Raw genomic sequence first — 13,170 nt, forward strand, 5'->3', positions numbered from 1 at the left:
AACATGGAAGGCGCCGTGGATAACGCTGAAACAGCCCAGGCGCCCGCAACGGCCCAGATCCTGGACGGGATCAAGGCCGCGAAGGAAATCAAGACCGAGCTGGCAGGCCGTATCCAGGTCCTTAAAGACGAGCACGGCATTACCCCCGGGCTTGCCACCGTCCTGGTAGGCGACGACCCGGCCAGCCACTCCTACGTAGGCGGCAAGCACAAGGACTGCGCGCAGGTGGGGATCAACTCGATCCGCCGCGACCTGCCGGAAGACATCACCCAGGAAGAGCTGGAAAAGGCCATCGATGAGCTGAACGAGGATCCGGCAGTCACCGGCTACATCGTCCAGCTCCCGCTGCCCAAGCACCTGGACACCAACGCGATCCTGGAGCGCATCGCGCCGGAGAAGGATGCCGACGGGCTCCACCCGGTGAACCTGGGCCGGCTGGTGCTCAATGTTTCCGATCCGATGACCTCGCCGCTGCCGTGTACCCCGCACGGGATCGTGCAGCTGCTGGTCCGGAACGGTCTGGTCCTGACCGGCAAGAACGTGCTGGTGATCGGCCGGGGCGTCACAGTTGGCCGGCCGCTGGGGCTGCTGCTGACCCGCCGCCAGATCAATGCCACGGTCACCCTCGCCCACACCGGCACCGTCAACCTGCCCGAGCTGCTCGCGGATGCCGACGTTGTAGTGGCTGCCGCCGGCTTCCCGGGAATGGTCAAGGCCGCCGAGCTCAAGCCCGGCGCAATCGTCCTGGACGTCGGCGTCACCCGCGTCACGGATCCTGAATCCGGCAAGACCACCCTGAGCGGCGACGTCGAAAAGGATGCCATGAGCGTCGCTTCCTGGATGTCGCCGAACCCCGGCGGTGTGGGGCCCATGACCCGCGCCATGCTGCTGGCCAACGTGGTTGAAGCTGCGGAACGCAGTGTAGGAATCCTACCGGCCGCGTAGCACACACACCGTACGAAACATGGAGCGGAACCGGACGCACGGCGCGTCGGGTTCCGCTCCCTGGGATCTTAAGTCGCTCGGGGACCAGCCGTTGGCGTGGCGCGTCACGGATAGATAATGGACTGAGTCCAAGTTATAAATGGACTATGTCCAAATTTAGGCTTCCTTCGCGCATGGCTCGCCGCGCCGCCGCTGCCGCGGTGGCGTGCGCACTCATCGCCACGGGTATGACCCTCACCGCTCCGGCCGCAGCACAGGCCGCCCCGTTGCTCGAGCACGAGTTCACCTTCAGTGATCCCAAAGGCAGCGACTGGGTGGTCCCCGGAGTGGTGACAGATGTGCTCGTTGCCCTCCGCGGGGGCGACGGCGGCTGCGTCAACTGCTCACAACCCGGTGGCCGTGGTCAGAGCTACCTGCTGCAGCTTGCCGTCACCCCCGGGGACACCCTGACACTGTACGCAGGGCAATCGGGCGACGTGTTCCGCACGGCCGGTCAGGGCTTCGTCGACGGCGGCAAGGGCGGCGACAAGAGCAGGAGTGGGAGTGTCGGCAACGGCGGAGGCGGCGCCTCCGCGTTGAAGCTCAACGGTGAACTGCTTGCGGTAGCAGGGGGCGGCGGAGGAGGTGGTGGTCACGGCGGCGACCGCGATTTCCGCCCCTTCAACATTGACGTGGACTTCGGCGGGGCAGGCGGCGACGCAGCGACCGGCGAGCAACCCGGGTGGGGCTGGGGCAAGCATGCCGGCAACCCCGGGAAGAACGCGGAGGACAATCCCTCATTCGCGCGCTACGGCAAGGAGGGGGAGAACGGCAAGAGTGCCGGCTTCATGACCTCCGGCGGAGGCGGCGGTGCCGGAGGCGGCGGCTACCCTGCCAGCGGTACGGCGGGAGGCGCGGGCAAGAAGCGCCTGGGCTTTGGTGCCGGCAGCGGCGGCGGGGCCGGCATGAGCTGGATCAATTCCGATGCACCGCAGCTCACCGTGCTGGAGGAAGCATGCCCCAACCTGGATTTCACCTGCTGGGGTCTGCAGAGGGCTGACAGCACCGTGAAGGTCACCATCCCGCTTCAGGTGGACGCCGTCCTATACGGGCCCGCGGAAGTGGCTGCAGGCTCGCCATTCGAAGTGCGCGGGATCGCGCAGGACAGCATCCTTGGCGGCAGCCCGGTCGACGGCACGTACACGCTCGAACTCGACGGCGAGCCTATCGCCACCGGTACGACCGACGGCGACATCACATTGCCCGTTGAGGGCATCGCTGAGGGTACCCACACTCTCACCTACACCTTTACGGCGAAGCACCGAATGGGCGCGTACTGGAACGACTCTGCGGTGACGCGGGCGGAACTGACGCTCGCAGCGACTCCCACGCCGCCGGCTGAATCCGCAGATGACTACGTTGACCTCCCGCAGGACACCCGGAATGGGGGCACTCCGGACAAGGACACGAACGGGAAGGGCACTCCGGACAAGGACACGAAGGCGAAGGGCACGGAGGGTAAGGACGCAGATGCACAGGACGAGGACGCAGAGGATGAGTCGGACGAGCCGCTGAGTCCGGCGGAGGAACGGCTGCGTGAAGCCAATAAACCGCTTACGGACACCATCGAAAGGCCATAGAAGGCTCCGAGGGCAGCAACGGTCCGTGCCGAGACTCCTTAGCGAAACGCTGCCGCAGGCCCGTCCTCCCGCAATGGAGGGCGGGCCTGCGTGTGTCCCCGGGCACCCTGCACTATGATTGCCGGGTGCCGCAGATCACAACCTCCAAAACTCCCGCCGTGCGCGGCTTCCAGGGACCGGTAATTGCCGCGTCGAACCTCACTAAGTCCTACGGCGACTTCACCGCCGTTGACGGAATCAGCTTCGAAGTACCGGCGGGGGAGTCCTTCGGACTTCTTGGGCCCAACGGCGCCGGCAAGTCCACCACCATGAAGATGATCGGCGGTGTCTCCCGGAGAACCTCCGGTGACTTGGCGATCATGGGCCTTGACCCGAACACCAACGGCCCGGAAGTCCGGGCGCACCTGGGAGTGGTCCCGCAGCAGGACAACCTGGATGAGGAACTCCGTGTCCGTGACAACCTGCTTGCCTATGGGCGCTACTTCGGGCTGCCCAAGAGCTACCTGCAGCCCAAGGCAGACGAACTCCTCGAATTCGCACAGCTCACTGACAAGGCCAAGGCACGCGTGGACGACCTCTCCGGGGGTATGAAGCGCCGGCTGACCATTGCACGCTCGCTCATCAGCGATCCGCAGATCCTGCTCCTGGATGAACCGACCACCGGCCTGGACCCGCAGGCCCGCCACATCCTCTGGGACCGTCTGTTCCGGCTCAAGGAAGCCGGCGTGACGCTGATCCTCACCACCCACTACATGGACGAGGCAGAACAGCTTTGCGACCGCCTGATTGTGGTGGACAAAGGCACCATCATGGCCGAAGGTTCCCCGTCCGCCCTGATCCGCACACATTCATCCCGCGAAGTGGTGGAACTGCGCTTCGGGTCGGAACGGAACACCACGGTCGCGGCCGAACTCGAAGGCATCGGAGAGCGGATCGAGACGCTGCCGGACAGGGTGCTGATCTACGCCAACGACGGCGAAGCGGCGCTGGAAGCGGTCAGCGCCAGGGGCCTGCGGCCCATCACCTCGCTGGTGCGGCGCTCCTCGCTGGAGGACGTGTTCCTCCGGCTCACCGGAAGGAGCCTCGTTGACTGAGCAGCGCACCCACGCAGTGCTCGGGCTGCGCTCTCCGCTCACACCTGAACAAACAGCCAGCCGGGCCCGTCGCTTCGGCGCGGTCTACTATGCGGAGCACTGGCTGCGCCGGATGCGCGGTTACGGCGTTACGGTGCTGGTCACCGCCGTCGGAACCCCGCTTGTGTACCTGTTTGGAATGGGCATTGGACTGGCCTCCCTGGTGGACACCGGCACTAACGCAGCATTCGAAACCGGAAACGGGAACTCTGTCTCGTACCTGATGTTCGTGGCGCCGGCACTGCTGGCGACGGCGGCGATCATGGTCTCCAGCGAAGAAAACACCTACACCGTGATGTCCGGATTCAAATGGCGCCGGACGTACTACGGCCCCAACGCCTCGCCGCTAAGCAGCGGCCAGCTCGTGGACGGGCACGTGCTTGGACTGGGAGTCCGCCTGCTCATCACCTGCGGTGCGTACTTCGCCTTCCTGCTGCTGTTCGGCGCGGCGGGCAACCCGGCAACAGCCTGGCTGATGATCTTCACCGCCATCCTGGGCGGATTGGCGTTCGGCCTCCCGCTGATGGCCTACAGTGCCTCCATCACCGAAGACCGCGGCCAGTTCGCCATGGTCCAGCGCTTTATTGTTATGCCGCTGTTCCTGTTCTCCGGCACGTTCTTCCCGCTGGATACGCTGCCGATGATCATCCGCTGGATTGGCTGGATTTCGCCTCTCTGGCATGCCACTGAACTTGGCCGTCTTTTCAGCTACGGACTTGCCGAGCCCGCAGCCCTGACCGTGGTGCATGTGGCCTACCTGCTGGTGCTCGCCGCCGGGGGATGGCTGCTGGCACGGCGGACCTTCACCAGGAGGCTGGGCAAATGAGCACCGGACAGCGCAGCGGCGGAACCCTGTCAGCGCAGGACGCCGTCGATTCAAACTCACCGGGACAGGCAGGCAGCCGGTTCCTGGGATCGCTCTACGCCCGGAACATCCGGGCTGTCTTTGCCCGCGGACTCAAAGCGACGTGGGGAACCAACTGGTCCATCATGATCAGCGGGTTCGTCGAACCGGTCCTGTACCTGATCGCCATGGGAATCGGCCTGGGCGCCCTCATCGGCACCGTCACCGGTCCCGGCGGGGAGCAGATCAGCTACGCAGCGTACATTGCTCCCGCGCTGCTGGCCGTTTCGGCCATGAACGGTGCCGTCTACGACTCCACCATGAACGTGTTCTTCAAACTGAACTACGCCAAGCTTTATGAGGGGATGCTGGCCACCTCACTGGGGCCGCTCGACGTCGCCCTTGGGGAGATCCTGCTGGCGCTGCTGCGCGGGGCCATGTACGCCACCGGCTTTACCGCCGTCATGGCGGCCATGGGGCTGGTGACCTCTCCGGTTGCGCTCCTGATGATCCCCGCAGCGGTAGTGGTCGCGTTTGGGTTTGCGTCCTTCGGCATGGCGATCACCAGCTACATGAAGACTTTCCAGCAGCTGGACTGGGTCAACTTCGTCATGCTGCCGATGTTCCTGTTCTCCGCTACTTTCTACCCGCTGAGCGTGTACCCGCAGGCAGTGCAGTGGATCATCCAGGCGCTGCCGCTGTGGCACGGCGTGGAGATGCTGCGCCAGATCAGTGCCGGAGCGTTTAGCATAGCCACGGCGGGGCACCTGCTGTACTTCGTGGTGATGATCGCGATCGGACTGATCGTGACCACCCGGCGCCTGGAGGCTCTGTTCCAGAAGTAGCCGGGCACCGCGAACCAGCGGCCGTGCCGGGGGAGGGCTCCAGTCTCAGGAGGCCCGAACCCGGGCCACGAGGGCGGCCTGCAGCCGGGATTCAACACCGAGCTTGCTGAGCACCCGGGAAACATGGGTCTTGACGGTGGTTTCGGAGATTCCCAGTTTCCTGGCAATCCGCACGTTGCTAAGGCCCTCGGCCAGACAATCCAGGACTTCCTCTTCCCGGGCCGTCAGCTCGAGTTCCGGCGCAGGGGCAGCGGGAGACGCCGGGGTCTGCTGGGCTGCACGTTCCCGTCCGGCCACGAACGCCGTCACCAGCCGGCCGGCAACTTCCGGGGCAATCACCGTGCCGCCGTCGTGGACCCGGCGCAGCGCCGTCGTGATTTCCACCGGCTCTGCAGTTTTCAGCAGGAAACCCGAGGCTCCTGCTGAGAGAACTCCGAACAGATAGGAGTCGTGGTCGAACGTGGTGAGGGCAACGACTTTTGCCAGTCCGGCGCCAACAATCTCCCCGGTGGCCTGCACCCCGTCCACCACGGGCATACGCAGGTCCATCAGCACCACATCCGGGCGAAGGGTCCGGGCCATGGAGAGGGCTGTGGCGCCGTCGGCCGCTTCGCCCACCACCTGGAAGCCGGGCTCGGTTTCCAGGACCATGCGCATGCCGAGACGGATCGCGGCGTGATCATCCGCGAGCAAAACCGTGATGTCCGTGCTCATGCGACGTTCCCCCGGAAGACGTTCCCTGGCATCATTGTGCGCTGGCTGACCCGGGTGTTGGCAGGTGCTGGATCACATTGAACGTCTTCGGCCGGGGCCTCCTGGCTGCCGTCGGGAAGGAACGCCTCCACCCGCCAGCCGGTTCCGTCCGCCGGATCGAACTGGGCTGCAGGGCCTGACTGTGCCGCCAGGCCTGACTGTGTTGTCAGGCCTGCCTGCGTCACCGGGCCTGCCTGTGTTGTCGGGCCTGCCCAGGCCTGGCCTCCCAGCTGTTCGGCCCGAGCCAGCATGCTGGGCAGTCCGGTGCCCGTTCCGGGGACCGACACCGCCCGCCCTGCTGTGCCGCCGTCGTCCTCCACCACCAGCCGGACACCGCCGGGAACAGGCTCCAGGCTCATATCGACCCGCGCACCCTCGGCGTGGCGGGCAGCATTCACCAGTGCCTCTACGGCGATCCGGTATACCGCTGCCTGCACGGGTCCGGGGAGCGCCTTATCCGGATCCAGAAGGTTGTTCCACGTGATCTGCAGGCCTGCTGAACGGTGGCCGTCGACTACGGCGTCGAGGTCCCTGACACTTCCGGCAAGGGGCCGGGGAACGCCGCTGCTCAGTGTGCGGATCATACCGTTGAGCTCTTCCAGTCCCTGGACACTTTCCCGGCGGGCATGGGCCAGTACCTCGGCGTGCAGGGTGCTGCCTGCCGGAGCGCGCAGCGCCGCCCCGGACTGCAGGGCAATGGCGGAAAGGCGGGAGGAGAGGACGTCGTGAAGCTCCCGGGCCATGTCCTGGCGTTCAGCGGCCAGCGCCAGTTCTTGTTCCCGGGCTGCCAGGCGTTCCTGGTCCCTGGCAGCTGCGCGGATCGCGGCGGCCCTCGCACCCTCACTCTCGGCCAGCTGGGCCGCTTTGCGGAGATTGGAGGCCCATTCCGCCGGGAGCAGCAGCACCATGCCGGTCAGCAGGATGACCGTGACGGCGTCGCGCAGGTCCCCGGTCAATGACCATACGGCTGTACCTGAGGCCAGGCACAGGGCAAGGACGCTGACCTCAGCCCGCCTGGCCGCCCGGTCCGAGCCGAAGAGGACCAGGGAGAAGACGGCTTCGAAGGCGAGGAACAGCCCGGCGCTGCTGTTTGCCAGGACCAGAGCAACTGCCATGGTGCCGCAGACAGCCACCATAACGGCGGTATGGCGCCGGCGGAGCAGGACGGCTCCGCAGCCGACCACAGTGAGAACGGGCCACCAGGGTTCCAGCGACGGGACTGCCGGGTTCCCGGTGGCGGTCAGGTCCAGTGAGTGCAGCAGCCACGCCAGCGCGGCGTATCCGGGAGCAAGCAGGATGTCTTCGCGCCGGATCCGGCGGGCCGGGGCATCCGGACCGGGGGAGAAGTTCATGTCTCCATCCTGACCTCGGCTTTGCCTTCCGCCAAGTAGGTTGAAGCGGCATGGCACTAAAGGACGACGCCGCGTCCAACCAACGCCGGATTCGCGCGGACAGTGAAACCGGGAGGCTGGGTTTATGACTTTGGAAACCGTTCTGCAGCTCGGTGTGCTGGCCCTGGTAGACAGCACCAGCATCGGCACCCTGGTGATCCCGCTCTGGTTATTGATGCGCCGGGACGCAGGCCGCACCACGGGCAAGGTAGCCACCTATCTGGGCGCCGTCGGGCTGTTCTACTTCCTCGTGGGACTGCTCCTTCTCTCGGGAGCAGCCGGACTGGGACGGATGCTCGGCGGGGGTATCGGAGCGGTTCTTGAACTGCCCGCCGTGCAGGTCGTCATGCTCGTGGCCGGTGCCGGCATGCTGGTGTGGTCCTTCAAGGACACCGGCAGGAACCGGGCGGCGGCCACTGCGACGGCCGCTGGGGCTGCACCAGCCGCCGGCGACCTTCGGGCAGCGGGCGCAGCACACGCTGTTCCGGGCAGCGTGACCGGCGGACAAGCTGGCAGCGATCTTCCGGGCAGCACTGCACCCGGCACCTCCGCTTCGGCGCATGGCACACCAACGTCAGCCGCACTGCAGCGCTCGCAGGCGACAGAACACCGATGGCAGTCACGGATCGGAAAGGCTCTGGACACCCGGGGAGGGCTGCTGGGGCTGGCACTGCTTGCCGGGGTGCTGGAGCTGCCAACCATGCTCCCGTACCTGGCCGCCGTCGGGCTCCTCACTGCCTCCGGTGTTGGCTGGAGCGCATCAGCGGGCATCCTGGTGCTGTACTGCCTGGTCATGCTGCTGCCGGCGGCACTGCTGCTGCTGTCCCGGTGGCTGCTCGGCAGGCGCCTGGACGGCCCGCTGGAGCGCTTGCGTGCCTGGGTCTCGAAGGCCTCCGGGGAAGCGGTGCTCTGGATCGTGGGAATCGTCGGGTTCCTGCTGCTTCGCGCGGGGCTGGCAGGACTGTTCCCCGGAGCGTCCTGGAACCCGTTCGGCGGCTAGTTGCGCTGTCTCACTACGGCTAGTCCCGGGATTCAAGCGCGGTACGGAATGCCTGCGCCACCGGTTCGCTGAAGAGGACGAACTCCACCCTCTCGATGCCCGTTCCGGGATGGTTCCGGACCGCCTGAACCGCGGTGCGCGCGACGTCGTCCGCGTCCCAGCCATAAACGCCGGCGCTGATCGCAGGGAAAGCCACCGTCGACGCGCCCAGCTGCAAGGCCACGTCAAGGCTATTGGTGAACGCCTGCCGCAGCAGCTCCGGGTCGGTCTCCCCAGCCAGTGCATTGGGACCCACGGTGTGGATAACCCAGCGGGCCGGAAGGTTGAACCCCTCCGTGGCAGCGGCCTGGCCCACCGGGAGGCCGTCCGGATAATCGGTCCGGCGGAGCGCGCGGCAGGCCTGAAGCAGTTCCGGTCCGGCCGCCCGGTGGATTGCTCCGTCCACCCCGCCTCCACCCAGCAGCGATGAGTTGGCGGCGTTGACCACAGCATCAACATTCCGCGTTGTAATGTCCCCCTCCAGCAGCACAATGTCCATCGGCCCACCCTTCCAGCCGCAGCCGCGCTCCGGCAACCCCTGCCCCCTTCCCCCATCGAGATGACAGTTACGGCTCTTTTCAGGCCTCAAAAGGGCCGTAACTGTCATCTCGTTTCGCCGAGGGGGTAAGACGGAAAGATACGCCCTGAAAATTTGAGAGAATGGGGCCATGCAGTCGATCCGTAACGGCAAGACGCCGTCAGCAACTAATCCCGGCCGGGGAATCAGCCGCCAGATGGCCACGATCGGGACCACCGTAATGGTCTTCGTGTTCATTGTTGCCGTGCTCTTCGCCGCCAATGAGAACGACGTCGTTGGCTGGCTGGTGGTGATCATCTCCCTGGGCTGGCTGCTGCTGTTCGCCTTTGTTGTCTTCAGCATCCGCGGCGCCGCCCGCAAGGCCGGAGCCAAACTGGCCCAGGCTCAGGATTCACTGAACCGCGCCGCCGGCGGAGCTCCGTCCGTGGAGGTCATGGATGAGGCCACCCTCATCCGGGACCAGAAGCTGGATCACAGCTTCAAGATCATCCAGGTGCAGTCCAAGGTGATCCGCGACAACCTCGGCACCGACGCCGGCCAGGTTTCCCGCGCGATCGAGACCATAGAGATCACCGCGCACAATGCCCGCGGCATGATGAAGAAAGACGAGGGCGGCCCGGTTGAGGGCACCGTAGTCGACTAGGGCACGGCACCGGACAGCGCTGTGCAGCGCCGTCCGGGCACACAGCTACTGAGGGGTAAGGTATTTCGCGTGAGCATGGCATCGACAGGGGAGTCCGGAACGGAACCGGCAGCGGGATCTTCCGCCTTGAGGATCGCAACCGTCAACGTCAACGGCATCCGTGCCGCCTACAAGCGGGGCATGGCCGACTGGCTGGCCGAACGCGGCGTGGACATCCTGTGCCTGCAGGAAGTGCGGGCTCCGGACGCAATTGTCCGGGAACTGCTGGGCAGCGACTGGCACATCCTGCATGCCGAGGCTGAGGCCAAGGGCCGCGCCGGCGTTGCCATCGTTTCCCGCTCCGAACCCGTTGCCGTCCGCGAACACATTGGCGAGGATTACTTCGCCCTGTCCGGCCGCTGGGTCGAAGCTGACTTCAAGGTAACCGTGGAGGGCGAGGAGAAGATCCTCACCGTGGTCAGCGCCTACGTGCATTCCGGTGAGGCCGGAACTCCCAAGCAGGAGGACAAGTACCGGTTCCTGGACGTCATGGCCGCCCGGCTGCCTGTCCTTGCCGCTACCAGCGACTACGCCCTGATCGTTGGAGACCTGAACGTCGGCCACACCACGCTGGATATCAAGAACTGGAAGGGCAATGTAAAGCGCGCCGGTTTCCTGCCCGAGGAACGTGCCTACTTCGACCGGTTCTTCAGCGACGAGATCGGCTACGTCGACGTGGCCCGCAAACTCGCCGGTGAGGTGCCCGGCCCATACACCTGGTGGTCCTGGCGAGGCCAGGCATTCGATAACGACGCCGGTTGGCGCATCGATTACCACATGGCCACTCCCGCCCTCGCCGAACGTGCCGTCAGCGCCGTCGTCGACCGCGCAGCCACGTACGACTCCCGTTTCAGTGACCACGCCCCCGTGGTTGTCGATTACAAGTTCTGAGGCAAAAAGATCATGACGCAGACCCCCGCCCGCCAGCGCATTCTCTCCGGAATGCAGCCCTCCGCGGATTCCCTCCACCTGGGCAATTACCTTGGTGCCCTGGTGAACTGGGTGCGCCTGCAGGAGCAGTACGACGCGTACTTCTTCATCCCCGACCTGCACGCCATCACGGTGCCGCAGGACCCGGCGGACCTGCGCCAGCGCACCCGCGTCACCGCAGCCCAGTACATTGCCGGCGGCGTGGACGTGGACAACGCCACCCTGTTCGTCCAGTCCCAGGTTCCCGAACACGCCCAGCTGGCGTGGGTGCTCAACTGCCTCACGGGTTTCGGCGAAGCGTCGCGGATGACGCAGTTCAAGGACAAGCAGCAGCGCTTCGGAGCTGACGCCGCCAGCGTAGGCCTGTTCACCTACCCCATCCTGCAGGTTGCGGACATCCTGCTGTACCAGCCCCACGGTGTGCCCGTGGGCGAGGACCAGCGCCAGCATGTTGAGCTCAGCCGGGACCTGGCCAAGCGGTTCAACACCCGCTACGGAGACACGTTTACGGTTCCTGAAGCGTTTATCCAGAAGGAATCCGCAAAGATCTACGACCTGCAGAACCCTGCGGCAAAGATGTCGAAGTCAGCTGAATCTCCGGCAGGCCTGATTAACCTGCTGGATCCGGACAAGGTGATTGCCAAGCGCATCAAGTCCGCCGTGACTGACGACGGCACGGAGATCCGGTTCGAGCGGGACACCAAGCCGGGCATCTCCAACCTGCTCTCCATCTACTCACTGATCAGCGGCCGAAGCATCGACACACTGGTGAAGGAGTACGAAGGCAAGATGTACGGACACCTGAAGGTTGACCTGGCAGAAGTTGTTACCGAGCACATCCGTCCTATCCGCGAGCGGGCCCTGGCGCTGCTGGATGATCCGGCAGAGCTGGACCGGCTGCTGGCAAAGGGAGCGCTGAAAGCGCGGGAGACGGCGTCGGCTACACTTGCCGATGTGTACGAGAAGATCGGTTTCCTTCCACTGGGTTCAACCGCCCGCTAAGCATCCATGGGCTACACGAACTCCACCGTCCAGACCTCAACCGGCGCAGCCCGCGGCGGCGGTGGCCGGATGCCCGAAAGTCCTTGCTGGGTGGGGATTGTGATCCCCGTTCCAGAGCCCATGGCGTCGGAGCTGCGGCGTGCACGCGCTTCATTCGGTGACCCGATGGCCTCCGTCATCCCGGCGCACATCACCCTGGTCACCACCACGCCGGCTCCGGACTGGGACTCCGCCCTGCAGCATGTGCGGGAGGTGACTTCCGCCCAGGCGCCCTTCACTGTCACCCTGCGCGGTGCGGCATCCTTCCGGCCGGTCACACCAGTGGTGTACGTGCAGGTTGAGGACGGTTTCTCTGAGTGCGCGCAGCTGCATGAACAGCTGCAGTCGGGGCCGCTGGACCACCAGATCCCGTACCCGTATCACCCGCACGTAACCGTGGCCCACGACGTCTCGGAAGCCAGCATGGACAATGCCGTGGACACCCTGCGGGATTACCAAGCGAGCTTCACCGTGGACCGGATCGGCGTGTTTGAACACGATCCGCACGGTCTGTGGGTCCTGCGTGAGGAAATGGCGCTAAAGGGCTAGGGAACCTGCTCCCGGGCCTGCCGCAGGTAGATTCCGGACCATGCTGCGATGATTTCCGCTGCACGGGTGGTCTGTTCCCTGTCCGGCATCAGGTGGCTGGAGCCTTCCAGGGAGACGAAACTGCGCGGATGCCGTGCGGCGTTGAAGATCTCCGAGGCATTGTCGATTCCCACTGTCTCGTCGGTGGGGGAGTGCATCACCAGCAGCGGCAGGTCCAGGGACTTGATGCATTCCCGAAGGTCGTGACCGTTGAGGTCCTCGACCAGTTCCTGGCGGATCGTCAGCGTGCGTCCGCCCAGCTCGACGTCTGCCTCTCCCTGGGCAGCAATGGTCTCCAGTTCGTCCTCGAACAGGTGGGCCACGTGGGAGGGCCGGAACGGGGCGCCTATCGTTACCAGGGCCGCCAGTGAGTCTTCGCTGGCCGCTGCTGCCAGGGCAGCAGCCCCGCCCAGCGAGTGGCCAATCAGCAAGGTTGCCGGACGGCCCGAGGAACGCAGGAAGTCCATTGCATTGTGCAGGTCGGTGACCTTGGTGGTGAATGATCCGTCTTCCCAGGAGCCGGTCGAACGGCCCAGCCCGGCGGCGTCGTAGCGAAGCACTCCGATGCCCCGCTCTGCCAGCGCCTTTGAGATGCGTGAGGCGGCAGCACTGTTCTTGCCCAGCGCGAACCCATGGCAGAACACGGCCCAGCCCAGGGGGTCGCCGTCCGGCACATCCAGGGTGCCGGCCAGGGTGGTGCCGTTGACACCGGGAAAGGAAACTGATTCAAACTCTGGCATGGTCCCAACCCTATCTGCTGCCCGGCTGGGCCCCTGAGCGGGAACGGCCTGCTCCGGGTACGCAAAAGGCGGAGGAACCGGA

At 65.5% G+C, this 13,170-nt stretch carries 14 protein-coding genes; 10 read left to right on the forward strand and 4 right to left on the reverse strand.

Annotated elements, in window-relative coordinates:
• The first annotated feature begins 3 nt into the window (after nt 1–3).
• From AO716_RS06725 to AO716_RS06745, 5 genes are all read left to right on the forward strand, one after another.
• Entirely contained in the window at nt 4–945 is a 942-nt protein-coding gene (locus tag AO716_RS06725) for a bifunctional methylenetetrahydrofolate dehydrogenase/methenyltetrahydrofolate cyclohydrolase (protein WP_055241932.1), read from the forward strand.
• A 146-nt stretch (nt 946–1,091) separates the two neighbouring features.
• Nucleotides 1,092–2,564: a glycine-rich protein gene (locus AO716_RS06730; RefSeq protein WP_152969896.1), complete on the forward strand. Its 1,473-nt coding sequence runs from the start codon at nt 1,092–1,094 to the stop codon at nt 2,562–2,564.
• 125 nt (nt 2,565–2,689) lie between these two features.
• A complete protein-coding gene (locus AO716_RS06735; protein WP_055241934.1) occupies nt 2,690–3,658 on the forward strand; it encodes an ABC transporter ATP-binding protein in 969 nt (322 codons plus the stop codon).
• Nucleotides 3,651–4,523, forward strand: coding sequence for an ABC transporter permease (locus AO716_RS06740; protein WP_082413393.1), 873 nt, complete (start codon nt 3,651–3,653; stop codon nt 4,521–4,523). The genes AO716_RS06735 and AO716_RS06740 overlap by 8 nt, the downstream gene beginning before the upstream one ends.
• Entirely contained in the window at nt 4,520–5,386 is an 867-nt protein-coding gene (locus tag AO716_RS06745) for an ABC transporter permease (protein ID WP_235472021.1), read from the forward strand. Before AO716_RS06740 ends, AO716_RS06745 begins: the two co-directional genes overlap by 4 nt.
• 45 nt (nt 5,387–5,431) lie before the next feature.
• On the opposite strand, the gene AO716_RS06750 is transcribed toward AO716_RS06745, so the two are convergent.
• Nucleotides 5,432–6,100: a response regulator gene (locus AO716_RS06750; RefSeq protein WP_055240202.1), complete on the reverse strand. Its 669-nt coding sequence runs from the start codon at nt 6,098–6,100 to the stop codon at nt 5,432–5,434.
• Nucleotides 6,097–7,491: a sensor histidine kinase gene (locus tag AO716_RS06755; RefSeq protein ID WP_055240203.1), complete on the reverse strand. Its 1,395-nt coding sequence runs from the start codon at nt 7,489–7,491 to the stop codon at nt 6,097–6,099. The genes AO716_RS06750 and AO716_RS06755 overlap by 4 nt, the downstream gene beginning before the upstream one ends.
• 124 nt (nt 7,492–7,615) lie before the next feature.
• On the opposite strand from AO716_RS06755, the gene AO716_RS06760 reads away from it, so the two are divergent.
• Nucleotides 7,616–8,530, forward strand: a complete 915-nt coding sequence (locus AO716_RS06760; protein WP_055240204.1) for a GAP family protein — start codon at nt 7,616–7,618, stop codon at nt 8,528–8,530.
• Nucleotides 8,531–8,549: 19 nt separating this feature from the next.
• Here AO716_RS06760 and AO716_RS06765 read toward each other — a convergent pair whose 3' ends face one another.
• Complete coding sequence (locus tag AO716_RS06765) at nt 8,550–9,068, reverse strand: O-acetyl-ADP-ribose deacetylase (RefSeq protein ID WP_055240205.1); 519 nt, start codon at nt 9,066–9,068, stop codon at nt 8,550–8,552.
• 169 nt (nt 9,069–9,237) lie between these two features.
• Between AO716_RS06765 and AO716_RS06770 the strand changes: the two genes are divergently transcribed.
• The 4 genes from AO716_RS06770 (at nt 9,238) to AO716_RS06785 (ending at nt 12,309) form a co-directional block, all read left to right on the forward strand.
• Nucleotides 9,238–9,750, forward strand: a complete 513-nt coding sequence (locus AO716_RS06770; protein WP_055240206.1) for a hypothetical protein — start codon at nt 9,238–9,240, stop codon at nt 9,748–9,750.
• Nucleotides 9,751–9,825: 75 nt separating this feature from the next.
• Nucleotides 9,826–10,680 (forward strand): exodeoxyribonuclease III, encoded by an 855-nt coding sequence (locus AO716_RS06775; protein WP_055241939.1) that lies wholly within the window; start codon nt 9,826–9,828, stop codon nt 10,678–10,680.
• Between the two features lie 12 nt (nt 10,681–10,692).
• On the forward strand, nt 10,693–11,721 hold the full coding sequence (trpS, locus tag AO716_RS06780) for a tryptophan--tRNA ligase (protein ID WP_055240207.1): 1,029 nt from the start codon (nt 10,693–10,695) through the stop codon (nt 11,719–11,721).
• Between the two features lie 99 nt (nt 11,722–11,820).
• On the forward strand, nt 11,821–12,309 hold the full coding sequence (locus AO716_RS06785) for a 2'-5' RNA ligase family protein (RefSeq protein WP_235472022.1): 489 nt from the start codon (nt 11,821–11,823) through the stop codon (nt 12,307–12,309).
• Here AO716_RS06785 and AO716_RS06790 read toward each other — a convergent pair.
• Nucleotides 12,306–13,088, reverse strand: coding sequence for an alpha/beta hydrolase (locus AO716_RS06790; protein ID WP_055240208.1), 783 nt, complete (start codon nt 13,086–13,088; stop codon nt 12,306–12,308). The two genes, AO716_RS06785 and AO716_RS06790, sit on opposite strands and share 4 nt — an antisense overlap.
• Nucleotides 13,089–13,170 lie beyond the last annotated feature (82 nt).

Source organism: Arthrobacter sp. Edens01 (assembly GCF_001307035.1).
In the GTDB taxonomy this organism is placed as follows: Bacteria; Actinomycetota; Actinomycetes; order Actinomycetales; family Micrococcaceae; genus Arthrobacter_B.

What these genes read in the sequence shown, in the direction of transcription:
- AO716_RS06725 (WP_055241932.1), top strand. Translation starts at nt 4, where the DNA reads ATGGAAGGCGCCGTGGATAACGCTGAAACAGCCCAGGCGCCCGCAACG.
- AO716_RS06730 (WP_152969896.1), top strand. Translation starts at nt 1,092, where the DNA reads ATGTCCAAATTTAGGCTTCCTTCGCGCATGGCTCGCCGCGCCGCCGCT.
- AO716_RS06745 (WP_235472021.1), top strand. Translation starts at nt 4,520, where the DNA reads ATGAGCACCGGACAGCGCAGCGGCGGAACCCTGTCAGCGCAGGACGCC.
- AO716_RS06750 (WP_055240202.1), bottom strand. Translation starts at nt 6,100, where the DNA reads ATGAGCACGGACATCACGGTTTTGCTCGCGGATGATCACGCCGCGATC.
- AO716_RS06755 (WP_055240203.1), bottom strand. Translation starts at nt 7,491, where the DNA reads ATGAACTTCTCCCCCGGTCCGGATGCCCCGGCCCGCCGGATCCGGCGC.
- AO716_RS06760 (WP_055240204.1), top strand. Translation starts at nt 7,616, where the DNA reads ATGACTTTGGAAACCGTTCTGCAGCTCGGTGTGCTGGCCCTGGTAGAC.
- AO716_RS06765 (WP_055240205.1), bottom strand. Translation starts at nt 9,068, where the DNA reads ATGGACATTGTGCTGCTGGAGGGGGACATTACAACGCGGAATGTTGAT.
- AO716_RS06770 (WP_055240206.1), top strand. Translation starts at nt 9,238, where the DNA reads ATGCAGTCGATCCGTAACGGCAAGACGCCGTCAGCAACTAATCCCGGC.
- AO716_RS06775 (WP_055241939.1), top strand. Translation starts at nt 9,826, where the DNA reads ATGGCATCGACAGGGGAGTCCGGAACGGAACCGGCAGCGGGATCTTCC.
- trpS (WP_055240207.1), top strand. Translation starts at nt 10,693, where the DNA reads ATGACGCAGACCCCCGCCCGCCAGCGCATTCTCTCCGGAATGCAGCCC.
- AO716_RS06790 (WP_055240208.1), bottom strand. Translation starts at nt 13,088, where the DNA reads ATGCCAGAGTTTGAATCAGTTTCCTTTCCCGGTGTCAACGGCACCACC.